This window comes from Arthrobacter sp. Y3221048 (genome assembly GCF_059092685.1).
Genome location: NZ_JBNHHX010000001.1, coordinates 112,402 through 137,448 on the forward strand (window position 1 = coordinate 112,402; position 25,047 = coordinate 137,448).

The window sequence follows — 25,047 nt, forward strand, 5'->3', positions numbered from 1 at the left end:
GGCGAGAGGATGACGTCTTACTCCTGGGGCAGTCCCGGACGCACATGGGTGCGCTCACGGGAGACCAGTGCCCGGTCACGGTCCTTAAACCGACCCACCGTCTCGCGCGTGAACAGTGCAATGATGATTGCCGAAATGATAGCGACCGCCACCAGGAAGTAGAGGCCGTAGAAGTATCCGGTTTCACTTTCAAACCCGCCGCCGAGTCCAATCAGCCATCCGAGGACGAGCGGGGAGACGCCTCCTACATAAAGGAAGAACAGAAGAATCGAGTTCGCCGTCCCCATGGCACCCGGCTCTGCCGAGTCCGAGCCGAAGGCGTAAAGGACGGGGAAGATGGCATTCGTCGCAAGACCTGCGATGAGCTGCACCACGATCAATACGGTCAGGCTCACTGCCGAAAACCGCAGAAGGTAAAGGCCTATCGCCAGCCACACAAATGCGATGATGAGGCTCAGCTTTCGGCCGATGTAATCGGAGACAACACCCCAGAAAATCTGCCCTATACCGCCGGTGATCGTGAACACCGCACTGTACGCGGCGGCTTCCGCGAAACTGAAGCCCCCTACGAAGGCGATGTACTGCGGCAGCCAGAAGCTGATCCCGGTATAGATCATGATCCCGAACATCGATGCCAGCGCGGGAACCAAGATGTTCGGATTGGCCAGGCTTCGGCGCAGCGCACCGGGTTCGGCGTGACGCTGCTCGGCGCCGGCCCCACCGGCCAGAGGCTTCGTCAGCCCGGCGGCCTGGGTGTCGTTTTCGAACTTTTGATAGCGCTTCGGAGAGCTATACCACCACCAGCCGATCCAAATGGGGATCATCGCCAGCGGAATGATGAGGAATACATACCGCCAGTTCTCCGGACCGAAGGTGGCCAGAATCGCGCCGGTGGCGATGGCCCCCAGGCCGGTTCCCCAAGGGTACGCCGCATGCTGTATCCCGAGCGCCAGGCCCCGTTTTTCCACGGGGTACCACTCGACCATAGACGTGACCTCGACCGCTTCGCCAGCACCGCCGAAGGCGTTCTTGATCGACTGGATGACGACAACGTGCCAGATCGTCTTCGTGAGGGCGACTATGCCCGTGAGAATGGAGAACACGAAGTATCCAGCCGCGACGATCGCGTTGCGGTATTTGCGTGCCCAGCCATGCCCGCCCCGATCGAACCAGGCGCCGGCGGGAATCGCGACCAATGCCACAGCTACCGTCACGATCGTACTGACGACGCCGGCCTCCTCCGGCGTTAGGTCGAACTCTTCGACCATCGGGGGCAGGACGTAGTAGAAGATTTGGCGCGTATTCGCGTTCATCGCATATACGAGCCACAGGAAAATGAGCGCTCCAACTGCTGTTGCCGGAACGCGGCCCCGATTCCTGGGACCTTCCTGCGCCGGCCGGGTGGCCGACTGGTCCTTGTCTGCCATTTCGCCTTCTCCTCTCCAATCAGGCTGTCACCGTAGTGGTATTGGCGCTTTGCAATGGCCTTGGTCCTGGGAGGCCGAATTCGCTGTTCATGCCGGCACCAGAGCCAACGGGCGGACCGGTGATCCTGTCACGCCGACCATCTTGAGCGGAAGGCACAGGAAGATGAATTCCTGTTTGCCGGAGGCAGCGAGCTCCTCGAGCTGCAGGTTCTCGATGATGTAAATCCCGTTGTGGACAATGAGGACCACGTGTCCCGGCAGGCTTCCGTGCTGAGGGTCCGGTTGCACGGTGTCCCATGCAACGTTGTCAGCTCCTACAGCCTGCACCCGATGATCCGCGAGCCACTCTGAGGCTTCAGCGGAAAGGCCGGCGCTTTTGAGATATTCCTCCGGTTCGTTCCATAGGGACCCGCTGCCTGTGCGGACGAGGACGACGTCGCCCGCGCTCACCCAAACATGCTGCTCTGAGGCGGCCGCCTCCAGCTCATCCGCCGCAACGACTGTGCCGGCCGGAAGCCGGTCCACTCCGCGATGCCGCGGGATGTCCACCAGCACGCCGCGGGCGATCATGGGGGCTATTGTCTCCACCCCAAGTTCCGTGAAACCGGTCGAGGTCTGCGTGGTGGCGTCAGCCCGCTGGCCTCCGAACATTCGCATGTCGACCGCCTGGTGGCAGAGTGCATCGATATGTGTGCCGGCGTGCTCTGCGGTGATGATCAATCCGGAGGCACTGGTCCTGGCCTCGCCCAGCCCGGTTTCATGGCGTCGGTGGAGTGTGTAAACGAATCCGGGACGGTGCGCGGCAAAAATTGGCGCACCGGCATAACGGGGCTGTTCAAGGTCGTAGAACGTGGCCTGATTAAGCGTCGCCAGCAGCGAAGCCACCGGGGAAGCAATCATGTCATCGCCCGCCCTGTGCCAGGTTCCGAGCTACGCAACCGTGCCGGAAAATCGTTCACCAGACAGGACATGGGAGCCACCCATCACGTCTTCTCCGATAACTCGTCAGCGAGAAGCCGGCCCCCCTGACCCCAGCTCCCCGGATCGATCTCATCCAAGAGGACCACTACTCTTTCCCTCTTTGAGCCCAAAACATCCACCACGGCGTCGGTTATGGACTCGATGAGCCTGCGCTTGTCCTCCGCGGACCGGCCCGCCCGCATATGGACCTGTACGACCGGCATCTTTCCAACCTTTCAGCGATGAGGAACTTCGGCGCCCGCCTTCACCCCGGTCTCCGCCCGAAGATGATCAGCAGCCATATAGGCCAGCGCATAGATCGTCAACGTGGGGTTATAGGCGCCGTACGTTGGGAACTGTCCTCCCCCGAGAACGAAGAGGTTGGGCACGGAGTGGCATTGGCCGTAACGGTCCACAACCGAGGTGCCCGGATCATCGCCCATCCGATGGGTACCTACCTCGTGGGTGGACACATGGTAAGGCGGCGCGGTCGGTGCCTCCCACCACTCAAGCATTCCCATCTCACGTGCGATTTCGCGCTTCTTGCCGATGATGAACTCCACGTCCTGTTCGTCGCGCGACGTCCAGTCGTGGGTGATCCGCAGCGCCGGCTGACCGAACGCGTCCTTAACCTTCGGATCCAGGTCGCAAAAGAACTCTTCACGGGGGAACGTCGCGGTCTGGTGGTACATGCTGAAAGTACGCCGGTAATTATCCCGCATCCAGTCCTTGAACCCCTGCCCAAATTTCGGTGCCGAGTCCGGCATATTCCGGGTGGCTTCCACCGGCTGCACATCCCCGCCAAAGCCGATAATCGGGCTGCCCCAGACCGCGCCGTGACCGGAGACGAGCTCGGAGGTGTAGTCATCAACCACGCTGGTCGCAACCGCCGGACCGGCGAACGGGTTAGTCCAGTCCGGAAGCGTGCCGGTAAACCAGCCGTAGTTATGCGTCATGAAGTACTTGCCGACGACGCCGTTTCCGTCGATGCCCGAAGCCAATAGCAGCCGGGTGTTCTCCAAGGCGTATGCCGAGAGCACGACGTAGTCGGCGTCGATTTCGCGTTCCTGTTCCCGCACGAGATCGATGTATCGCACACCGGAGGCCCGCCCGGTCGCATCCCGCTTTACCTCAAAAACCCGCGAATACGGGCGGATCTCGAGGTTGCCCGTTTCGAGAGCCTGCGGAAGGAGGGCGACCGCACTGCTGGACTTTGCGCCAACGTGGCAGGGGTAGTCCCGGCAGAATCCGCAGTACACGCAAGCGCTTCTTCCCTGGTACTCCACGGAGTTGACTGCTGCAGGAGCAGGGAAGGGGTGCAGGCCCAGCCGCTTCGCTGCCTCCGAAAATGGTTTGTCGCCCGCCGTCATGCGCAGCGGCGGCATGGGATATTCCCGCTTCCGCGGCGGTTCGAACGGGTTGCCGCCCTCCTGAATTTCCCCGTTGAGATTACCTGCCTTGCCCGCGACTCCGATCTCGTACTCGGCGCGCTCGTAATACGGTTCAAGTTCGTCATAGCCCATCGGCCAATCAACGATGGCGGTGTCCGCCACAGCTTCCGCGCCTAAACGCTCGGTCAGCGTAGTCCGCAGGCGCAGCTCCGCGTCGCGGAACCGCCACGCCCACGCGGCCCAGTGGATCGTCCCCCCGCCGACCCCGATGGAGGGAGGCACGAACAAAGGGCCGATCGCGAGTGGTCCGGCCGACCATGGTAAAACGCTTGCGGCACCCTCCTTGGAGGGCCGCCACGTCACCGGGTCGCTGACCATATTGGGGGAAATTTCCTGCCGGACGAAGTACCGCAGCTCGTCGTGCTTGACCTCGACATCTTCATCCACGTAGCGCGGGCCCTTTTCAAGGGCCACAACCCTCATGCCTGCTTGCGCCATCTCTTTGGCCATAACCCCGCCGGCTGCCCCAAGGCCGACGATCACAATGTCCGCACGCTCAGCCATGGTCCGGCTCCCCTTTACGCTGCTCTCGCTCATGCCGCAGGTCCTGAAGGGTCACGACAGGCAGGGCCGAGGCATCAAACCCGTATTCCATCTCGCCTTCGCCGTACCCCCAATGGGCGCCCGGAAATCCCAGTAAACGCCACCCGACGGCGTTCCTGTTGCCCCCGTAGACGGGGTCTCCGAATGTCCCCTCAACCACATGCTGCCTCACCACCGCGAAAAAATACGGCAGCAATCCGAGGTCGGTCGTCTCCGCCCCGTCGGATTCCGCGCGTTCTGCACCCACCGCGCTATCCAGCCCGCTCCCTGCAAGCTGTTCCAGGACGGCATTCTGCTCTCCGTCGTCCAGCTCGACAAACGTACGCCCCTGTCGCTGGACGCAACTGCCATCAAGGGCAGCCAGGCCGGCACGGTACAACTTCTGCAGGTTCCGGTAAGGGCCCGCCAGAGCGCGGTCAATATAGATAACCGCTCCGGCTTCCTGAGCCCCCGGATCTTCCTCCGACCCCGGTATTATCAGTCCGGCCAGCGCATCGATGGTCTCCGCCTCATGCGTGTTGAGGAAGGTAACCGCGCCCCGAGATCCATCCTTCGCGTCCATAGAACGCCTCCTTCGGCGTCGCCCGCGTCAGATCGCGAGATGCGCCAACGCGATGGTTGCCTCAGCGCCACCAGGGAAGACCCGGACGAAGGTTTGCGCCGCTGCAAACAACATCCCCGCAACTGCGCACCTATCGGTATGTCCAGAATTTTCCACCCCCTAATTACCCAGTGTCAACGGGAGTGCTTCGGCTCCTCAAAGGTGCCCGCATAGCGGCGCGTCGGCGCGGTCTACGCTCGGCTTTTGCAGCGGCGGGAAGAGGGCAAAGGAGATGGAACGCCGAGCGGCTTGTCCGGGTCGGCGCCTGTCATCAGTCGTGCTCGGGCTGCCCGGGCGTGGTGTGGCCAGCGTGGTTGACGGCTTCCTGAATCAACCGGTTCAGGTGGTTGTCGCTAATCGAATAAATGACTTTGCGCCCTTCCTTGCGGGCATTGACAAGGCCGCTGAGGCGCAGCTTTGCCAAGTGTTGACTCACGATGGTGCGGGCAGATCCCGTCGCCGCAACCAGCTCCGCAACACACGCTGGTCCGGCGGTCAGGACCAATAGCAGGTGCAACCGCGTGGGTTCTCCAAGCATCCGCAGTGTCTCAGCGGCACCCTCAAGCTGGTCCCGGTTTAGTGCGACCGGGTGCCCGTGACTCGGTGCCCGCACGGAGTCGATCATGGTGCTTGCTTTCCTCAAGTCAAGGCGGCTGCCTCAATCCCTGAGAGGCGGACCTGCTCCTGATAATGCCATTATCTCAACCAGGGACTTCGGTGGCGGGCCGCCGAGCGATGCAGCAGCCTCACGGTCGACGCCACATCCTTGAAATCAGGCTCTACTCAACAGGTCTACCGGAGGGGCAGGTTCGCGGGTTGTCGGCGCGGGATTGGCCGCCGTTGCCCCGCGCTGCTGTTATTTGGGCTGCTCGAGCGTCCCTGAGCGTGCCGCAGGTTCTTTACGGAGAGTCTCCGGGTCCTTCGTCCTGCACCTGGTCGCGGGATTCATCCGCCCGCTCGGCGTCCGCGTCCGCGGCGACGGCGTTGGCAATGAGGTCCATGCGGTCGGCCGGGGTAAGACTGTCATCCTGCTGATACTCTTCGATGTTTTCGCTGACGGCGCCTTCGTCGCCAGGCTGAACGTTTTCAGTCATTACTGCTCCTGATCCGGAGATTCTTTGGTTACGGATTGCCAGGGGATCGTCAGGGGGTCCTGAAGATAGTCCGCATAGTCCGCGTCGACGGCCAGCACTTCTTCCCAGGCGCCCTCATCCGGCGCGTAGTACGGATTCCTATCACTGTCGCCTATCCGGCACACGTCCACAACCCCATCGCCGCGAGCCCAAACTAACCCGGACCTCGCTGGGCCGTTGTCGCGCTGAACGCCCTACTGAAGCGGGGCAGCGGGCGTAGCCTTGGCCCATACACTTCCCTGGCTTCAGAAGGTAAGACAATGGCCATTCCTGCCAAGACGTTAAAGCCCGCCGCCATTGGCCGGGTTGTTTCAGTGACCACGGCCGACGGGGACGAGCATGTCGGCGTCCTGACCGCATTCCACCGGAAGCAGGACGGCGATCATTTCCTGGTTTACCTGCAGGGAGTTCCGCAACCGGTGTTAGTACACGCCGAAGGGTCGGTCTCGGTTCACCAGCGGGTGGTCTAGCAGCCGCCCTGCGAACAAGCGGCACAGCGACCAGAGTATTGGCTTCGATCTGAAAACCGGGGCGGCTGGATACCTTGCACCAGTTGGCCACCGTCAAGGCCTACCGCGGGGCGCGGTCCCTGCGCCCGACGGCACACACGTAACTCTCGCTCAGAAGCCTCGACGGGACAGCTTTTGCTAGTGCCGGAAAGCGGTCCTGTCAATGCTTTTGGGCGCATTCCGGCCTTTCACATCCATCACAAAATGATGCCCGTGTCACATTTCGACAGCGATCGAAAAGCGTCGGAAAAAGGGGTTGAGTCGTGGCCGATTAGCCGTACGCTAAGACCACCTCACTGGTCGCGGCGGCGCACGAAAGCCGCCTCCTTGAGGTAATTCGTCTGCAGGTTTCCAGTGGCGGCGTCGGGGGACGTCCGGGCCCTGCTGAGGGGGACGGGGGCTACGGGTGGAGCAAGAGGGTCGTGATCCAGGGGGCGGCGGGATCCGCGACGCCCGAAAACCAACTGCCGGGCAAACACCGGCTCCTCCGGGCCGGGTCGCCGCCCACATGCGGAGCGGGGCGAAACCGTGGTGGCGCCGTCGGAAGGACACCGTCGGGCTGGACGAGCTGCTGCAGCAGACGGGCCAACCGGAGCGCAGGCGCGGCGTCGTTGTACGTTTCGCCGGGTGGATCGGCGCGGTCGCGGTCGTTGCGCTCAGCGCCGGATCCCTGATGGCCCCGGGAGCCATCGCCTTCTCGGCAGCCACGGATTCCGTGCTGGACCTGTGGGACGGCCTGCCCGCCGAGCTTCCGCTGGACACCGCCTTGCCGCAGCATACGGTCCTGCTGGACAAGGACGGCAAGGAGTTTGCCCGCTTCTACAGCGAGAACCGGATCGACGTGGGCCTGGACCGGGTCTCGCCGACGTTTTTGGACACGCTGCTCTCCACCGAGGACTCCCGGTTTTACGAACATCACGGCGTGGACCCCATGGGCGTCACCCGCGCGATGGTGAGCAACTCGGTGGGCGGCGAGCGCCAGGGCGGCTCCACCATTACCCAGCAGCTGGTACAGAACATCCTGGTCAACAATGCCCGGGATGAAACCGAGCAGTCGGTGGCGGTGGGCGAAACGTATAACGCCAAGATCCGCGAGGCCAAGTACGCCGTCCAACTGGAGAAACGCCTGAACAAGGACCAGATCCTCAACATGTACGTCAACGCCGTTTACTTTGGCAACCGCGCGTACGGAATCCAGGCGGCGGCGCGCATCTATTTCAATACGACGGCGGCCAAGCTCACCCTGCCCCAGTCGGCCCTGCTCGTGGGACTGCTCAAGGGACCGGTCCACTACGATCCGGTGAAGTACCCGGATCGCGCGCTCGACCGCCGCAACACGGTGCTGAATGTGCTCGAGCGGCACGGTGCGATCACGGCGGAAGAAGCCGCAGCGGCCCGCGAAAGCGGGCTCGGCCTTGACCTGGGATCGGTGCCCTCGGGCTGCGGTGGCTCCGAGTACCCGTTCTACTGCGATCTGGTCCGGGATGAAATCCTCACCGACCCTGCCTTCGGCAAGACCCAGGAAGAACGCGGGGACCGGCTCTCCCGCGGCGGCATGACCCTGACCACGGCCTTGGACCGCAGGGCCATCGACGCGGCGGAAAAAGCGGTGCGCAAAGCGATGGGCAACAAGAACCGCGCGGCGCTGGGCACCGCCGTCGTCGAACCCGGCACCGGGCACGTTACGGCAGTGGCGCAGAACCGTTCCTGGGGCGAGGGCAAGGGCAAGACCGAGGTGGTCTTCGCCGACAGCGCCTTCCAGGTGGGGTCGTCGATGAAGCCGATCGTGCTCGCCACGGCGCTGTCCCAGGGAATTTCGCCGCGCCAGAAGCTGCTGGCCAACGGCCCCTATTACTCGGCGCTGGATAACCCGCCGGGCGGCTTCCACAACTACGGCTACCAGAACTATGGCTACATCAACGCCTATCAGGCCGTGCGGGCTTCGGTGAATATCTACTTTGTGCGGTTAATCGAGCGCACCGGTGTGAAGGAAGTCGCCGAGTTCGCGGAAACCCTGGGCATCACCTCGATACCCGCCAACAAGCTCCATGGGCGGGAGGCATCGCTGGCGCTCGGCTCCTACGAAATTTCCCCGCTGGAGATGGCCAACGCCTACTCCACCTTCGTCAGCGGCGGGGTGCTGTGCCGCCCGGTCACCATCACCGCCGCCATCCGCAGCGATACCGGGGAGAAGCTCCCGGTCCCCGCCTCGAACTGCCACCAGGCCATCGATCCCTCGGTCGCGGCCACGGTGGCCGACGCGCTTCAGGAACCGTTCCACCCTGCCGGCACGCTGGGCGCCTTGGGCATGCCGAAGGGCCGCCCTGCCGGAGCGAAGACAGGTACCACCAATGACTTCGCCGCGAACTGGATCGTTGGTGTCACCCCGCAGTATGCGACGGCGGTGTGGCTCGGCGACCCCCGCGGCGGGGCCCAGTACCCGCTGAAGAAGGTGCACGCCTACGGCAAAACCTTCTACGACCTCACCGGTTCCGAACTGGCCGGCCCGGTGTGGAAGGACACGATGGAAGGCCTGCACAAGGGCCTGCCCGCCGAACCGATGCCCGAGGCCGACCCGCTGACCACCAGCATTGCCGCGTCCCGGTCCATGCCCGACCTGCGCGGACTGGGCGTCAACGAGGCGATCACGGTGCTGCTGCGCAACAATCTGGTGCCCGTGATCGGGAAGGAAACGGCCAAGCCGGACCCCCGGGTGGGTAAGGACGTGGTCACCGCACAGTCGGCACCGCCGGGCAGCAGGCTGACGTTCCGGCAGGAAGTGACCGTCACGCTCAGTGCCGGCAGCAACACCGCCATCACCGTTCCCGACGGGTCGTAAGGAGCCACGATGTCTACCTTCGAGAAACATCCGGCTCTTGCCCTGGCCACCGGTGCGCTCTGCCTGGCTTCGCTCACCGCGTCCGGGCTGGCCGCGCTGCAGGCATCCGGCATGCCGATGTTCTTTACCGAGGAGCAGGCTCCGGCGGTTGCCGAACCTGCCTCGCCGGCGGCGATCACCGCGGTGCTCACCGACAGCCCTGCCTCCACCTCATTGACCGGGCTGCTGGGCGAACCGCCCAAAAAATGGAAACCGGAGGGTCCGATGGAGCGCGGAGTTGCGCTGCCGGTGCCCTATGCGTGTGACATCGGTACGGCTCCCTCGGTCGCGTTGTCGCGTTCATTCAGGGTGGGCAACGAGAGCGTGCAGGTGCTCGCGGCCGCCTACACCGCCGGCCTTGGCGCCGAAGCGATGGACAAGCTGGTGGACAACGCGGCCGACTGCGCCGGGCCGGCGATCGGTGTCCGCGGCGAGGAACTGGCCGGCCCCGGCGTCCAGGCCCACCGGGCCTACACCACCAAGAACGGCCACGGCGCCATGCAGGTGCTCACCTTCCGGCGCGGGGACGTGATGGCCTTCGTGGTGGGAGAGGCATCCGCCCCGCTGGAGAAACTGGCCAAGCGACTGGACAAGAAGCTGGCGGGCGCGCTCGCGGACGTCTGTGCCGACCAGGAATCCACAGCCGGCGACGCTGCCCGGTCCCCCTGGTCGACGGCCGGTTACAAGCCGCTCACGGTCACCAGCACTGTGTCCATCCGCGCCGTCCCGCTGCCGAAGGCACCGGCCGACGCCGACTACGAAGCCGTCTCCTTCCCGGCGCCCGATCTGAAGGTCAAGCCGGCCAAGCCGGCGGCCGTGCCGGTCTATCCGGTCTGGCCTCTGATGCCGGAGGCGCGGGAGCTCCCCCGGCCGCCGAAGAGCCCTGCGGAAGAGCCTGCCAGGTCGGCGAAGGTTCACCTGCTGACCGAGGACGCCACCGGGCCGGGCTGCGGCTGGGAGTTCACCGGCATGTCCCCGGTGCCTTTTGACGCCAGGGAAGCAGCCGCCGCCAACCGGGAACGTGTCCACGCCACAGAGTCGAAACTCGCCGCCGGCGCCAGGAAATGGCAACAGAGCGTGCTGGACTATTGGGCCGCCTACGACCGATACCGGACCGATGTGAAGGAGTACAAGGACTACGCCGCCGCGGTCGCCAAGGTGAACAAGGAGTGGGACAAGATCGCGGCGCGGTGGAACGACTACTGGGCCGAATACGCCGTCTACCAGCAGGCGCTGGCGGAGCGCTCGGCATTCTTTACCCAGCAGGACAATGCACGGGCCGATTACCGGAACGCGCTGGCGCAGTGCGAAGCGGACAACCGGAACGCGCAGCAGGAGTACAAGAAGGCGCAGCAGGAGTACGAGAAGGCGATGGAAGAGTACCGCAAGGCGGTGGAAGAAGTCGAAGAGAACAGGGGCAACGAAGACGAGGAGGAGCAGCAGCCCGAAAAGCCCACGTCGCCCCAGGAGCCCTCGCGGCCCGAGCCCGCGGATTGCGACTCGATAGGCGCGCCCGCCATCCTGGATTGGGCGCCACCGGCCAAGCCGGTTGCCCCGACACCCCCGGCCGATCCCCGCCCTGTGGGCCAACGCTGATCCAAGGGCACCGGTCCCGGCGTGGCCGCGTTGAGCCCGCTGTGCCGGAAGGGAAGGCTCCCGCTGGCTTTGGCTAGAGTGGTGGCATGGTTGATTCCACCGCCACCGCCGCCACTGCCACCACTGCTCGCGCTGCCGCCACGGAGCACCTCGGCGCCGATGGAAGTGCAGTTCCGGACGCCTACTACGTCCGCCTGGACGGCGGGCGCTTCCATTCCACGCTGCATTCCCAAGGCGCGTGGAACGACCACGAACAGCACATGGCACCGGCTTCCGGCCTGATCGTGCATGAACTGCTGCGCAACCATCCCCGCCCCGAGATGGTGATGAGCCGGATCAGTTTCGAGATCCTGGGCATCATCCACGGCGGCGAGTTCGAGATCCAGACCCGGGTCCTTCGACCGGGCAAGACAATCGAACTCTTGGAGGCCACCTTCACCGCGCAGGGCCGCACGGCCATCCGCGCCCAGGCTTGGCGGCTGGTCACCGGCGATACGGCCGATGTCGCCGGCAACTTCAGCCGGCCTCTTCCCGGCCCCGATGGCTGTCCCCCGGCGCCCATGACCAGCGTCTGGGACGGCGGCTTTATCCGGGCCACGGAGTTCCGCACCGCGGCGGACCTCGGTCCCGGCAACCGGACAGTCTGGGCGCGGACCCTGCACCCGTTGGTGCAGGGCGAGGACAGCCACCCGCTGGCCCGCTTCGTCAGCATCGTGGACACCGCCAACGGCATCGCGGTGCGGCAGGACCCGCGCGAGTACATGTTCCCCAACCTTGACCTGACCATCCACCTGTTCCGCCAGCCGCAGGGCGACTGGACGGGCCTGGACACCCGCGTGACCTTCGGCGCCGACGGCGTCGGCCTGACGGATACCGAACTGTTCGACGAACAGGGTCCGGTGGGCCGCGCCGCCCAGATCCTGACCGTCCGCAAGTTCCCCGGGTCAGCCGGATGACCCTGCGCATCCTGACCATCGGCCGCAAACACGAGTCATGGGTGGCGGAGGGAATCGACCGCTACGAAAAGCGGATGAAGAAGCCCTTCGACGTCACCTGGCAGCCGATCCCGCATTCATCCCGCGAGCATGACGCGGCGCGCAAGGAAGAATCCGAAACCCTGCTGGCCAAGCTCAGCGGCAAGCACGCCAACGACTTCGTGGTGCTGCTGGATGAACGCGGCAAGAACATCGATTCGCCCACGCTGGCGCGCACGCTCCAGCAGCCGCTGGACAGCTCCCGCAACGTCACCCTGATCATCGGCGGGGCGTACGGGGTGGACGACTCGATCCACCAGCGGGCCGACTTCGTTTGGTCCCTTTCCAAATTGGTCTTCCCGCACCAGCTGGTCCGGCTGATCCTCATGGAGCAGCTCTACCGCGCCCAGGAGATCGCCGGCGGGAGGCCCTACCACCATGAATGACCGGCGAGCGCAGTGCCCTTCGGCCGGTGGACGGCAGTCGCCGCGACCCTCCCCTGCGAATCCGGCCGCGGCCCGGCGCCTCCTGAAAGGCACTCCAGTGACTACCATTCCCCGCACTGCCCTTCGCTCCGTACTGGCCGCCGGCGCCACGGCGGGCCTGCTGCTTGTTGGCGCCGGCGCAGCCTCCGCGCATGTCGGCGTCACGCCCGAGGACAACGCCGCCGGCAGCAGCTCTGTGCTGACGTTCTCCTTCGCGCATGGGTGTGAGGGTTCTCCGACCACGAAGGTTGCGATCTCGCTGCCCGAGCAGTTGGTGGACGCCACGCCCACCGCGCACCCCAACTGGGAGGTCGAAAAGGTGACCGAAACCTTCGATGCCCCCAAGACCTTGGACAGCGGAGCCACCGTCACCGAACGGGTCAGCCAGATTGTTTACACGGCCAAGGAACCGGTGGCAGACGGGCTGCGCGACACGCTGCAGCTCCAGGTGCTGCTGCCCGATGCCCCCGGCGAGAGCCTGGCCTTCCCCACGCTTCAGACCTGCGAGAAGGGGGAGACCAACTGGGCCGAGCTGCCCGCGGAGGGCCAGGATCCCCATGAGCTCGACTCCCCGGCGCCGTCGTTCGTGATCGGCGAAGCACCCGTCAACAGCCACGGAGGGCACGACGACGGCGGTGCGGCTCCCGACGCCGGGACCACCGCGGCATCAGGCAGCGGCGCGGCAGCGGTGGCCGGTTGGGCCGGGCTCGGCGCCGGAGTGCTGGGTCTGGCGGCCGGTGTGACCGCTCTTGCCCGCACCCGCAGGAAGGCCTGACCTTGAAAGCCCGGCATCGATCGTCAGCCGGCCGGCAGGAGTCCCAAGCCACAACCGACTGGCCGGGTGTTTAATAAGACCATGATGAATCGTTTCGGGAGGCGCCCGGCCGCCGCGGCACTGTTCGTTGGATCCGCCCTGCTGCTGGCCGGATGCGGGCAACCGGCTCAGGAACCCGGCACCCAACCTGCGTCTTCCGCCCCCGCGGGCAGCGCGCCGTCGTCGTCCCCTGCACCCGCCCCGGAAACCGGAAGCACCGCCGAAACCGGAAGCGCCACCGCGTCCCCGGAGGCCGGCGGCAGCGCCGCCGACGATTCCTGCCGGGCCGGCCAGCTGGAGGCGGCCATCGAAACCAAGGTCGGCGCCGGGGCCGCCGGCAGTGTCTACCGCACGCTGGTACTGACGAACACCGGCGGCGAGTCCTGCACGCTCCAGGGGTACCCGGGCGTCTCCTATCTCGACGCCGGCGGCGAGCAGGTGGGCGCACCGGCCGACCGGGACCCGGAGGCAGAGGCGGTGGCCGTCACGCTGCAACCGGGCGGAACCGCCGGGGCGCAGCTCCAGCAAACCAACGCGCAGAACTACGGCGAGGAGTGCGGACTGACGGACGTCGTCGGAGTCAGGGTCTACCCGCCGAACCAGAAGGAATCGGTCGTCGCGAAGCAGGAGACGGTCGGCTGCTCGGACGACTCCGTGGTGCTGATGACCGTGGGCACCTTCCAGGCCCCGTAGCCGCCTCTCCGCTCCGCGAACTGCACACCGGGAACTGCACACCGTCGGTGGCGGCCGCTAGGCTCAAGACATCGGTATGACGACGTCTGTGCTCGAACGCTTCAGTCCGGCCACCCGTGAGTGGTTCGCCGGTGCCTTCGCCGCGCCCACCAACGCGCAGGCCGGGGCGTGGAACGCCATTTCCGCCGGCTCCCACGCCCTGGTGGTGGCGCCCACCGGTTCCGGCAAGACCTTGGCGGCCTTCCTCTGGGCGCTGGACACGTTCATCTCCAGGGCCCAGACGCAGGCCGAACTTCCCGTCGCGGTTCCGGAAGCGGCACCCAAGCGGGGCCGCGCCGCCCGCGAGGAGTCCAGCGGCACCCGGGTACTGTACATCTCGCCGCTGAAGGCTCTGGGTGTGGACGTGGAGCGGAACCTGCGCGCGCCGCTGATCGGCATCACGCAGACCGCCAAACGGCTCGACCTGCCGGCCCCGTCCATCACCGTCGGCGTCCGTTCCGGAGACACCCCGGCCAATGAACGGCGCCGGCTGCTCACCCACCCGCCGGACATCCTGATCACGACGCCGGAATCGCTGTTCCTGATGCTGACCTCCAGGGCGCGGGAGACCCTGGCGTCGGTAGACACCGTGATCATCGACGAAGTGCATGCCGTGGCCGGGACCAAACGCGGCGCACACTTGGCTGTCACCCTGGAACGGCTGGACGCCCTGCTGCAGCGGCCCGCTCAGCGGATCGGCCTCTCCGCGACCGTCGAGCCGCTGGATACCGTGGCCCGGTTCCTGGGCGGCAACTCCCCGGTGGAGGTCGTCGCCCCGCCCGCCCGCAAGTCGTGGGACCTGACGGTCACCGTGCCGGTGGAGGACATGACCGCGCTGGCCTCGCCGAGCCAGGAGGAACTGGGGCCCGGCGCGCAGCCGGCCTCCATCTGGCCGCACGTCGAAGAGAAGATCGTGGACCTGATCGCCGAGAACCGGTCCACCATCGTCTTCGCCAACTCCCGCCGCCTGGCCGAGCGGCTTACCGCCCGGTTCAACGAAATCTGGACCGAACGCGAGTCCCTCCCGCTGTCCGGCGAAGACGTCTGGGGCGCCGCCGCCGATGACGGCCCTGCGGAAAACGGTCCCGCTTCCGGTTCCGGCTCCCGCACCCAAACCAAGCCGCCGGCCCAGATCATGGCCCAGGCCGGTTCGGTGTCCGGCACGGACGCCGTCCTCGCCCGCGCCCACCACGGCTCGGTCAGCAAGGAGGCCCGCGCCCAGATCGAAGACGACCTCAAGTCCGGGCGCTTGCGCTGCGTGGTCGCGACGTCGAGCCTGGAGCTGGGCATCGACATGGGCGCCGTGGACCTGGTGGTGCAGGTGGAATCCCCGCAGTCCGTGGCCAGCGGCCTGCAGCGGGTGGGCCGTGCCGGGCACCAGGTCGGCGAGGTCTCGCAAGGCGTGCTGTTTCCCAAGCACCGGCAGGACCTGGTCAACACCACGGTGACGGTCGAGCGGATGCTCGCCGGCCGGATCGAGCCCCTGTACATCCCGGGCAATCCCCTGGACATCCTCGCCCAGCAGACCGTGGCCGCCACCGCCCTCGGCGCCGTCGATGTGGAGGAATGGTTCGACGTCGTGCGCAGATCCGCGCCCTTCGCCACGCTGCCGCGCTCCGCCTACGAGGCCACCCTGGACCTGCTGGCCGGGCGCTACCCGAGCGACGAATTCGCCGAGCTGCGCCCGCGGATCGTCTGGGACCGGATCGCCGGGACCATCACCGGCAGGCCCGGCGCGCAGCGGCTCGCCGTGACCTCCGGCGGGACCATCCCGGACCGCGGGCTGTTCGGCGTCTACCTGGTGGGCTCCGAGGACGCGAAGAACCGCGGCGGCCGCCGGGTGGGCGAGCTGGACGAAGAGATGGTCTACGAGTCCCGCGTGGGCGACGTCTTCGCGCTGGGCGCCACCAGCTGGCGGATCGAAGACATCACCTACGACCGCGTGCTGGTCTCCCCCGCCTTCGGGCAGCCCGGCAAGCTGCCGTTCTGGAAGGGCGATTCGCTGGGCAGGCCGGTGGAACTTGGGCGGGCGCTGGGCCGCTTCGTCCGGGAACTGTCCGGCACTGCCGAGGAGCCGGCCCGCGAACGGCTCGCCGCCGCCGGGCTGGACGACTGGGCTGCGGGGAACCTGCTGGCCTACCTGGCAGAGCAGCAGCAGGCCACCAACGATGTGCCCAGCGACCGCACCCTGGTGGTGGAGCGCTTCCACGACGAGCTCGGCGACTGGCGCGTGGTGCTGCACAGCCCGTTCGGCATGCCCGTCCACGCGCCCTGGGCGCTGGCCGTCGGCGCCCGGCTGCATCAGCGGTACGGGCTGGACGGTTCCGCCATGGCCGCCGACGACGGAATTGTGCTGCGGGTGCCGATGATGGAGGACGAACCCCCCGGCGCCGAATTGTTCCTCTTCGATCCCGAGGAACTGGACCAGATCGTCACCGCGGAGGTGGGCGGTTCCGCGCTCTTCGCCTCCCGCTTCCGGGAATGCGCCGCCCGCGCCCTGCTCCTGCCGCGCAAGAACCCGGGCAAGCGCAGCCCGCTCTGGCAGCAGCGCCAGCGCTCCGCCCAGCTGCTGGATGTGGCGCGCAAGTACCCGACGTTCCCGATCATCCTCGAGACGGTGCGCGAATGCCTCCAAGACGTCTACGACCTGCCCGCGCTCAAGGAGATTGCCGCCGGGATCGACCGCCGGGAACTGCGCCTGGTGGAGACCACCACCCAGCAGCCGTCGCCGTTCGCCCGCTCGCTGCTCTTCGGCTACGTGGCCAGCTTCCTGTACGAAGGCGACTCCCCGCTGGCCGAGCGCCGGGCGGCGGCGCTGTCGCTGGACCCGGGCCTGCTCAACGACCTGCTGGGCCGGGCCGAGCTGCGTGAGCTGCTGGACGAAGGGATCATCGCCCGGACCGAGCAGGAGCTGCAGCGGCTGACCGAGGACCGCAAGGTGCGGGGCGCGGAGGGCATCGCCGACTTGCTGCGCCTGCTGGGACCGCTGACGACGGCGGAGATCGCCGCCCGCGTCCGGCCCGCCGAACCGCTGAACGGTTCGGTTGCCGGTTCAGCGGACGAATCGGCGGACGGATCGGCGGACGGATCGGTCCCCGCGGCGGGTGCGCCCGTCGCGATCGCCGACGTCGAAGCCTTGGTCGCCGAACTGGCGAGGGCCAACCGCGCCCTGAAGGTGGGCGTCGCCGGCGCCGAGCGCTGGGCGGCGGTGGAAGACGCAGCCCGGCTCCGCGACGCACTCGGCGTGCCGCTGCCCGTGGGCGTGCCGCTGGCGTTCATCGAGCCGGTGGCCGACCCGCTCGGCGACCTGGTCAGCCGCTACGCCCGCACCCATGGCCCCTTCACCGCCGCCGAATGCGCCCGGCGGCTGGGCCTGGGCACTGCCGTGGTGCATACCGCGCTGCAGCGGTTGCTCAAAGACGGCCGGGTGGTTGAAGGCGAGTTCCGCCCCGGCGGCGCACCGGCCGCTCCGGAGGGCGGCGCCCAGGATGCGGCCGACGCGGCTGCTCCGGTCCCGGCCGATCAGCGCCAGACCGAGTGGTGCGACGTCGAGGTGCTGCGCAAGATCCGCCGCCGGTCATTGGCCGCCCTGCGCAAGGAAGTCGAACCGGTTGATCCCGCCACCTATGGCCGGTTCCTGCCGACCTGGCAGAACGTGGGAGCGAAGCTGCGCGGACTGGACGGCGTGGTCACGGTGGTGGACCAGCTGTCCGGGGTGCCCATCCCGGCGTCGGCTTGGGAGCCGCTCATCCTGGCCTCGCGCGTGAGCGACTACGCCCCCGCCATGCTGGACGAGTTGACCGCAACGGGCGAAATCCTGATCGCCGGCGCCGGGTCGATGCCCGGCAACGACGGCTGGATCAGCCTGCATCTGGCCGACGCCGCGCACCTGACGCTGAATCCCCAGCCGGATTTCGAACCCAGCGTGCTGCAATATGAACTGCTCAACGCGCTCTCCGGAACCGGGGGCTACGGCGGGGCCTACTTCTTCCGGCAGCTCACCGACCTGCTCGCGGCCAACGGGACCCAACCGGGGGACAACGCCGTCAGCAGCGCGCTGTGGGACCTGCTGTGGGCCGGACGGATCACCAATGACACGTTCGCCCCGGTGCGTTCGCTGCTGGCCGGCGGGACCACCTCGCACCGGCAGCGCAATGCACCGCCGCGGGCACGGTCGGCGCGGCTGGGACGGATCGGACGCCTGCACGGACTGCACGGGACCGGCCTGCAACCCGGCGGCGCCGGGGCGGGTACCGGCAAGGGTCCCGGCCAGCCGCGCAGCGCGCCACCGACCGTTGCGGGCCGCTGGTCGCTGCTGCCTGCCCCGGAGTCCGATGCCACCGTGCGCGCCCATGCCACCGCCGAACTGCTCTTGGACCGCTACGGCGTGGTCACCCGCGGCTCGGTGGCCGCCGAGTCCGTCCCGGGCGGCTTTGGACTGATGTACAAGGTGCTGGGCAAACTGGAGGAAACCGGCCGCTGCCGCCGCGGTTACTTCATCGAACACCTCGGGGCGGCCCAGTTCGCGGTCTCCCCCACCGTTGACCGGCTGCGTTCCTTCAGCCGCGATGCGCAGCTCGGTGAGCAGCCGCCGTCGGCCGTGGCGCTGGCGGCGACCGACCCGGCCAATCCGTATGGGGCCGCCCTGCCGTGGCCGCCGCAGGACTCCGGCCACCGGCCCGGCCGCAAGGCGGGCGCGCTGGTGGTCCTGGTGGACGGAGAGCTTGCCCTTTACGCGGAACGCGGCGGCAAGACGCTGCTGGCCTTCACCGAGGACGAGGAGGCGCTGGCGTTGTGCGCCCGGGCCCTGGTGCAGGTGATCCGTCGCGGTGCCGCGGACAAAATGGCCGTCGAAAAGGTCAACGGCTCCACCATCCTGGACACGCCGCTGGCCCGCGCACTGATGGACGCCGGTTTCTATTCCACCCCGCGCGGGCTGAGGTTCCGTGCCTGAGGGCGACAACGTTTGGCGGGCGGCCCGGCGTTTGCACGGCGCGCTGGTCGGGCGGCAGCTGACCCGCAGCGATTTCCGGGTGCCACGCTACGCCACCCTGGACCTGTCCGGGCAGACGATCAACGACGTCCGGTCACGCGGCAAGCACCTGCTGATGCGGGTGGGCGCGCTGACCGTGCACTCCCATCTGGGCATGGACGGCAGCTGGCAGATCTACCAACCCGGCGAGCGCTGGCGCAAGCCCGCCTTCCAGGCCCGCCTCATCCTGACCACCGGGACGACGACGGCCGTCGGCTTCTTGCTGGCGGCGCTGGACGTGGTGCCGCGGGCCGACGAGGACACGCTGGTGGGGCATCTTGGTCCGGACCTGCTCGGGCCGGACTGGGACGCGGCGGAAGCGCTGCGGCGGCTGCGGCAGGAGCCCGACCGCCCGATCGGACTGGCGCTGCTCGACCAGCGCAACCTCGCCGGGATCGGCAACATCTACCGCTGCGAGGTCTGCTTCCTCGCCCGGGTGCATCCGTCGACCCCGGTGGCCCAGGTGCCGGATCTGCCCGGCATGGTGCAGAAGGCCAAGCAGCTGCTGGAGGCCAACATGGACCGCGGCATGCGCAGCACCACCGGCGCCCCCGCCCGGGGCGGTTCGCTCTGGGTCTACGGCCGGGCGCGCCGCCCCTGCGCGCGCTGCGGTACGCCTATAGCCCACGACCTCCAGGGCAACACGGGCGCGGACCTCCGAGACGTCTACTTCTGCCCGCACTGCCAGCCGCTGGATCCCTGACGCGACCCCTTGCCGCCGCGTGCCCCGTCCTCGAGGACCCCGCCCGACATGACCCCTTGGCGGCCGGGTCAGGGGTCCTCGAGACCTGCCGTCAGGTCCTCGCAGGCCTGCCCCGACGGCGGTCGGGCAGCACAAACCGTAATATGGTGACGATAACCGACGAAGGGGGCCCATGAGCTGGCTGCAGACGATTCCGGCCGCGCTGCTGGCCATCGTCCTCGTCTTCGGACCCGGCCTGCTCTGGGGCGCAGTGCTCGGCCTGCGCCGGTTATCCCTGGTCGCACTGGCCGGCCCGTTCGGCGTCACCGCCATCGTGGTCGCCGCCGAGCTTGGCCGCCTGCTCGGGCTGGATTGGGCCTGGCCCCAACTGCTGGCCGTGACCGTGCTGGTGGCCGTCATGCTCTGGCTGCTCCGCCGCAGCGTTGGCCACCGCCTGCACCGCGATCCGGAAGCACCGGACCTTCCGGCGCCCTGGCGGTCGGTCGTGCCGGCCTGGGCCGTGTCGGCGGTGCCGCTGGCGGCAGCCATGATCTGGATCTTCGGCGCCCCGGATAACATCGCGCAGTCGCACGACAACATCTTCCATCTCAACGCGCTGCGCTACATTTCCGACTCGGGCAACGCCTCCTCGCTGACGCTGGGCTACTTGGGCACCACCGACCGGGGCACCTTCTATCCCGCGGGCTGGCACGATGTGGTCTCGCTGGTGATGATCACTGCCGGGCTGCAGCCGGCGGCCGCCATCAACATCACCAACCTGGTGCTGATCACCGGCATCTGGAGCAGCGGCTGCCTGTTCCTGGTCAGCCGCATCACCGGTGAACGCACCATGCCGCTGCTGGTCGCCGCGGTGCTCTCGCTCGCCTACAGCAGCTTCCCTTACCTGCTGCTGGAGTTCGGCGTCGTCTATCCCTTCATGCTCTCCATCGCCATGCTTCCGGCCGCCCTGGGAGTGGTGCTTCAACTGCTCCGGGTGGGCGTGCACACGCGGGTGTCAACGGAAGGCAACGTGCTGCTGCTGATCGGGCTGTTGCCGGGCATGGCGTTGTCCCATCCCGCCACCATCATGGGGCTGCTGGCGCTCTCGGTGCCGCCGGTTTTCGCGGCCGCCCACCCGGCGCTGCGCTCCGGAGAACAACGACGGCGGCGGCGCGCCTTGGCGGGCACCGTCGCCTACCTGGTGGTGCTGGTCGGGCTCTGGATTTCGCTCCGGCCCGCCCGCAGCAGCAGCACCAACTGGGACAACCTGGGCAACGCCGCCGCGGCCCTGGGCGACGTGGTGCTGCATTCGCCGCTCGAGCGCCCCATCGCCATCCTGGCGACGGTCCTGACGATTGTGGGCGCAGCGGTCGTCTTCAACCTGCGCAAAAACCGCTTCGCGCTGGCAATGTACGCGGTTGCCGCCGCACTCTACGTGATCGGCAACTGGCACCAGATGCCCGGCCTGCGCTGGTGGGTGACCGGCATCTGGTACAACGACTTCTTCCGCATCAGCGCCATGCTTCCGGTGGCCGGACTGCTGATCGCGGCCATCGGCGGCGTCGCGCTGGCAGGGACTGCGCGGTCCTTCTTCCGGGCCTCGCTGGCCCGTCGCGAGAAGAAGCAGCCGGCGTGGTTCCGGCCGGCCGCCACCGCTGTGCTGGTGGTCGTCAGCCTGGCAGTGGTACCGCTGTTTGCCGTGCAGCGGGGCATTTCCGAAGCCGCCGCCAAGTACCGTTTTACGGACAGCTCCCACTTGCTCACCGCCGACGAGCTGACGCTGATCAAGCGGATTCCTGACAGCGTTCCGGAAGACGCGGTGATCGCCGGCGACCCGCTGACCGGAGCCTCGCTTTCCTACGCCTACACCGGACGTCCCGCGCTGGTCCCTTCGGGAACCACTTCGCCGCGGGTGGACGGCAAGCTCATAATGGACAAGCTGGACGAGATGCGGACGGATCCGGCGGTCTGCGCGGCCGTCGAGGCGCAGAACGTGCAGTTCGTGCTCGACTTCGGAAACCACTCGGTGCATCCCGGCGAGACAACCTCGGTGCCGGGCCTGGAGGAGCTGACCGAGGCCAACGGATTCGAGCTGGTGGACTCCGAAGGTGAAGCAAAGCTCTACCAGGTCACCGGCTGCCCCTGAGCGTTGCGGTTCCGGGTGGCGGCCAACCGGTACCCTTGATGGGTGATGGAATCCCCGCTACCGGTCCGCGACGGCGTCAACGCCACCCGCCTGCGCCTGCCCGGGGAGGGGCCCTGGGACACAGCGTTGGACTACATGCTGCATCGGTGGGGCCATGTGGACCCGGACGGCATCAGGGACCGGTTCGACCGCGGCGAGATCGTCGGCGAAGGCGGAGCGGTGCTTGACCGGACCACCCCGCTCGATGCCCACACTTTCATCTGGTACTACCGGACCTTGCCCCGGGAGAAGCGGCTGCCGGTCGAGATCAGCATTCTCCACCAGGACGAGAACATCCTGGTGGTGGACAAGCCCCATTTCCTTCCCACCACCCCCGGCGGCACCTACATCCAGGAGTCAGCGCTGGTCCGGCTCCGCCGCCGGCTCAACCTTCCGGATCTGATTCCCATGCACCGGCTGGACCGGCTCACTGCCGGTGTCCTGCTGTTCTCCACCAACCCGGCGACCCGCGGCAGATACCAGGTGCTGTTCGAAAAGCGCCAGGTGCACAAGGAGTACGAGGCCGTAGCACCGGTGGATCCCCGGCTGCAGTTCCCCCATACGGTGCGCAACCGCATGGTCAAGTCCCGCACCTACCTGCTGGCCGAGGTCGTCGATGGAGAACCCAACGCCGAGACCCGGATCCAGCTGCTGGAACGGCGCGGACGGCTGGGCCGCTACAAACTGGAACCGCACACGGGGAAGACCCACCAACTGCGCGTGCACCTGGCGTCGTTGGGTATCGGGATCCTGCACGACCCGTTCTACCCGGTGCTGCTGGACCAGGCTCCTGACGACTTCGAACGTCCCCTGCAGTTGCTGGCCCGCGGCATCTCCTTCACCGACCCGATCAGCGGCCGCCCGGTGGAGTACCGCAGCCAACTGGAACTGTCCGAGTGGGCAGCGCCAAGTGCCGCCGGCGCGAGTTACGCCAGCGGCGCCTGAGCGTCCACACGGGCCTAGTCGGCCACGGCCTACGGCGCCATCAGGCGCGGCCGGCAGCGGTCCCGCGTGCGCTGGTGTCCCGCCGGCGGTCGAGCAGCAGGCCCAGGGCAATCATGACCACGCCGAGAACCAGATGGAGCCAGTTGGCGGCCGTGTTCACCGGCACGAAGTTGGCTGCGCTGTTCTGGTCGATGAACAGGCCGTACAGCCAGATGACCAGATAGATCGCGCCGCCCCAGATGAAGTAGTTCCGGGCAGTCGGGACACTTCGGGCCAAGACGATACCTGCGATGCCATACAACAGATGGACGAAGTTGTGCAGAATCGAGACCTGGAACACACCCAGCAGCATTGCTTCGGACTGATGGCCGGCGAATGCCATTTGGCCATAGTTCGAGGTGACGCCAGGGATGAATCCCAGTATTCCCACCAAAACAAGAACGGCACCAAAAACAAGCGCCGCCGTCTGGATCGGAGCCCTTGCGGTGCTTCGGGCCTGGATGTTGCCTTCTCGTGCCATGGCGATCTTCCCATCTGACGCCACGGCAGGTGCGTGCCTCGGCGCCGTTCGATATGGACCCTGATCAATTCACTCTACAATAAGCTTGCTTACTAGTTAAGCCCCACAGTCGGGCTGCAGCCGAATTTCGTCCGTCTTGGCTCGGGGGGGCCGAAGCGGCCACGTTCGGCAGCTCATTGCCGACCGCGCGGTTCCGGCCCGGCCGGTTGCCTGGAAGGTCGGGTAGCCCCGGTTGCACGCTACGGCTCCTAGCCAGGCCGGGTGCCGCAGTCTACGCTGATGCCACCTCCGATGGAGGACCAGTTGAGGAGGAGCCTTGGCAGAACAATCGCCCCGCGGCCGGGCCAGCGGCCCGGTCACCGTGATCACCGGAGCCTCCAGCGGAATCGGCAGGGCCACGGCCCGGAGCCTGGCCAAGCGCGGAGCGTCCCTGGTGCTCGCCGCGCGCAGCGCCTCCAGCCTGGACGAAGTGGCAGCTGACTGCGCGCGGGTGGGTGCACAGGCGATCGCGGTGCCCACCGACATCACGGAGGAGGGCGGCCCCGAGAGGCTGGTCCAGGCTGCGCTGGACCGGTTCGGGCGGATCGACGTGTGGATCGGAGCGGCCTCCGTGTATGGCTACGGCACGTTCGAACAAACGCCGGCCGACGTCTTTAGGAAGATGGTCGAGACGAATCTGCTGGGCCAGGCCGGCAGCATCCGGGCCGTGCTGCCGCAATTCCGCCGGCAGCGGCATGGAGTCCTGATCCTCGTCGGCTCGGTCTACTCCAAGATCAGCACGCCCTACGTGTCCGCATACGTGGCCAGCAAGTCGGGGCTGCTGGGGCTGGCCAACGTGCTGCGGCAGGAGCTGCTGGACGAGAAGGACATCCACGTGTGCACCGTGCTGCCCGCCACCGTGGACACGCCGATCTTCCAGCATGCGGCCAACTACACCGGGCGCAGGGTCCACCCCCTCCCACCGGTCGTCAGCCCTCACCGGGTGGCCCGGGTCATCACCCGGATGGCTTTCAAGCCCCGTCGCCAGGTGGTGGTCGGCCGGTTCCAGCACGCGTTCATTCCGTTCCAGCACTGGTTCCCGGGCCTGCACGACCGCGTGTCGGGGCCGCTCATGGACACCTTGGCGCTTCGGGGGAAGGGCGTAGCACCGTCGGCAGGGACGGTCTTCGCCCCGGATCCGCCGTCGAACAGGGTCAGCGGGAAATGGCGTTCGGGAAGTGCCCGAGGGATGGCCGGCGGACTGGCCGGGCTGGCGGTGGCCGGTTACCGGAGCGCCCGGAAAGCGCCCAAGCGGCGAGCCAACCGGCTTCGACCACGGCGTCTAAAAGATAGATCCTGCTGATGCGCCCGGGCACCGCGGTGAACACATCGACGGCTGCAAAGGTGGCAGCCGAGCCCATGCCGATTCGCCGGGCAGCGGCTACGCCGTCGGCAGTCCGTGCACCCCTGATCTGTGCATGCCCCGCCGCCACCATCAGGCCGCCCACGGTCTTGACCAGCCAGGGCTCCGCTTTCGGCCCGGTCACCGCTTCGAAGCTGCGGTAGTGCAGCAGCGGCCACACCCCGAAGGCCGCATTGAA

The 25,047-nt window shown here is 67.2% G+C and carries 20 protein-coding genes; 12 read left to right on the forward strand and 8 right to left on the reverse strand.

Translation table 11 applies throughout. From position 1 onward, the window contains the following. Window positions 1-17: 17 nt before the first annotated feature. From AC5RVS_RS00540 to AC5RVS_RS00570, 7 genes are all read right to left on the reverse strand, one after another. Window positions 18-1,427 (reverse strand): MFS transporter, encoded by a 1,410-nt coding sequence (locus tag AC5RVS_RS00540; RefSeq protein WP_493976947.1) that lies wholly within the window; start codon window positions 1,425-1,427, stop codon window positions 18-20. 87 nt (window positions 1,428-1,514) lie between these two features. Further along, entirely contained in the window at window positions 1,515-2,327 is an 813-nt protein-coding gene (locus tag AC5RVS_RS00545; RefSeq protein WP_494106702.1) for a cyclase family protein, read from the reverse strand. Window positions 2,328-2,410: 83 nt separating this feature from the next. After that, window positions 2,411-2,611, reverse strand: coding sequence for a 2-hydroxymuconate tautomerase (gene thmT, locus AC5RVS_RS00550; RefSeq protein WP_493976949.1), 201 nt, complete (start codon window positions 2,609-2,611; stop codon window positions 2,411-2,413). 12 nt (window positions 2,612-2,623) lie between these two features. After that, window positions 2,624-4,375: a GMC family oxidoreductase gene (locus AC5RVS_RS00555; RefSeq protein WP_494106703.1), complete on the reverse strand. Its 1,752-nt coding sequence runs from the start codon at window positions 4,373-4,375 to the stop codon at window positions 2,624-2,626. Further along, entirely contained in the window at window positions 4,335-4,943 is a 609-nt protein-coding gene (locus AC5RVS_RS00560; RefSeq protein WP_494106704.1) for a gluconate 2-dehydrogenase subunit 3 family protein, read from the reverse strand. Before AC5RVS_RS00560 ends, AC5RVS_RS00555 begins: the two co-directional genes overlap by 41 nt. Window positions 4,944-5,253: 310 nt before the next feature. Then, complete coding sequence (locus AC5RVS_RS00565) at window positions 5,254-5,607, reverse strand: ArsR/SmtB family transcription factor (protein WP_493988802.1); 354 nt, start codon at window positions 5,605-5,607, stop codon at window positions 5,254-5,256. A gap of 274 nt (window positions 5,608-5,881) precedes the next feature. After that, complete coding sequence (locus AC5RVS_RS00570) at window positions 5,882-6,076, reverse strand: hypothetical protein (protein WP_494106705.1); 195 nt, start codon at window positions 6,074-6,076, stop codon at window positions 5,882-5,884. Window positions 6,077-6,375: 299 nt separating this feature from the next. Between AC5RVS_RS00570 and AC5RVS_RS00575 the strand changes: the two genes are divergently transcribed. From AC5RVS_RS00575 to AC5RVS_RS00625, 11 genes are all read left to right on the forward strand, one after another. Then, complete coding sequence (locus tag AC5RVS_RS00575) at window positions 6,376-6,585, forward strand: hypothetical protein (RefSeq protein ID WP_493988800.1); 210 nt, start codon at window positions 6,376-6,378, stop codon at window positions 6,583-6,585. 547 nt (window positions 6,586-7,132) lie between these two features. Further along, the gene (locus AC5RVS_RS00580; RefSeq protein WP_494106706.1) at window positions 7,133-9,463 is read left to right on the forward strand and encodes a transglycosylase domain-containing protein; all 2,331 of its coding nucleotides are present in this window, start codon (window positions 7,133-7,135) and stop codon (window positions 9,461-9,463) included. A gap of 9 nt (window positions 9,464-9,472) precedes the next feature. Beyond that, the gene (locus AC5RVS_RS00585) at window positions 9,473-11,098 is read left to right on the forward strand and encodes a flagellar export protein FliJ (protein ID WP_494106707.1); all 1,626 of its coding nucleotides are present in this window, start codon (window positions 9,473-9,475) and stop codon (window positions 11,096-11,098) included. Between the two features lie 86 nt (window positions 11,099-11,184). After that, the gene (locus AC5RVS_RS00590; protein ID WP_493988797.1) at window positions 11,185-12,054 is read left to right on the forward strand and encodes a thioesterase family protein; all 870 of its coding nucleotides are present in this window, start codon (window positions 11,185-11,187) and stop codon (window positions 12,052-12,054) included. Then, the gene (rlmH, locus tag AC5RVS_RS00595; RefSeq protein ID WP_494106708.1) at window positions 12,051-12,518 is read left to right on the forward strand and encodes a 23S rRNA (pseudouridine(1915)-N(3))-methyltransferase RlmH; all 468 of its coding nucleotides are present in this window, start codon (window positions 12,051-12,053) and stop codon (window positions 12,516-12,518) included. Before AC5RVS_RS00590 ends, rlmH begins: the two co-directional genes overlap by 4 nt. Window positions 12,519-12,615: 97 nt before the next feature. Then, a complete protein-coding gene (locus AC5RVS_RS00600) occupies window positions 12,616-13,332 on the forward strand; it encodes a YcnI family copper-binding membrane protein (protein ID WP_494106709.1) in 717 nt (238 codons plus the stop codon). Window positions 13,333-13,413: 81 nt separating this feature from the next. Continuing rightward, the gene (locus tag AC5RVS_RS00605; protein WP_494106710.1) at window positions 13,414-14,064 is read left to right on the forward strand and encodes a DUF4232 domain-containing protein; all 651 of its coding nucleotides are present in this window, start codon (window positions 13,414-13,416) and stop codon (window positions 14,062-14,064) included. Between the two features lie 76 nt (window positions 14,065-14,140). Then, window positions 14,141-19,057 (forward strand): Lhr family helicase, encoded by a 4,917-nt coding sequence (locus tag AC5RVS_RS00610; protein WP_494106711.1) that lies wholly within the window; start codon window positions 14,141-14,143, stop codon window positions 19,055-19,057. Continuing rightward, the gene (locus AC5RVS_RS00615; protein ID WP_494106712.1) at window positions 19,050-19,838 is read left to right on the forward strand and encodes an Fpg/Nei family DNA glycosylase; all 789 of its coding nucleotides are present in this window, start codon (window positions 19,050-19,052) and stop codon (window positions 19,836-19,838) included. Before AC5RVS_RS00610 ends, AC5RVS_RS00615 begins: the two co-directional genes overlap by 8 nt. 172 nt (window positions 19,839-20,010) lie before the next feature. Further along, window positions 20,011-21,963, forward strand: a complete 1,953-nt coding sequence (locus AC5RVS_RS00620; protein WP_494106713.1) for a DUF6541 family protein — start codon at window positions 20,011-20,013, stop codon at window positions 21,961-21,963. Window positions 21,964-22,008: 45 nt separating this feature from the next. After that, complete coding sequence (locus AC5RVS_RS00625; protein WP_493988919.1) at window positions 22,009-22,947, forward strand: RluA family pseudouridine synthase; 939 nt, start codon at window positions 22,009-22,011, stop codon at window positions 22,945-22,947. Window positions 22,948-22,987: 40 nt separating this feature from the next. Here the strand turns inward: AC5RVS_RS00625 and AC5RVS_RS00630 are convergent, their stop codons facing one another. Beyond that, the gene (locus tag AC5RVS_RS00630) at window positions 22,988-23,467 is read right to left on the reverse strand and encodes a DUF4383 domain-containing protein (protein WP_493988790.1); all 480 of its coding nucleotides are present in this window, start codon (window positions 23,465-23,467) and stop codon (window positions 22,988-22,990) included. Window positions 23,468-23,783: 316 nt separating this feature from the next. Here AC5RVS_RS00630 and AC5RVS_RS00635 point away from each other — a divergent pair, with 316 nt between their 5' ends. After that, on the forward strand, window positions 23,784-24,809 hold the full coding sequence (locus AC5RVS_RS00635) for an SDR family NAD(P)-dependent oxidoreductase (RefSeq protein ID WP_494106714.1): 1,026 nt from the start codon (window positions 23,784-23,786) through the stop codon (window positions 24,807-24,809). The last annotated feature ends 238 nt before the right edge of the window (window positions 24,810-25,047 follow it).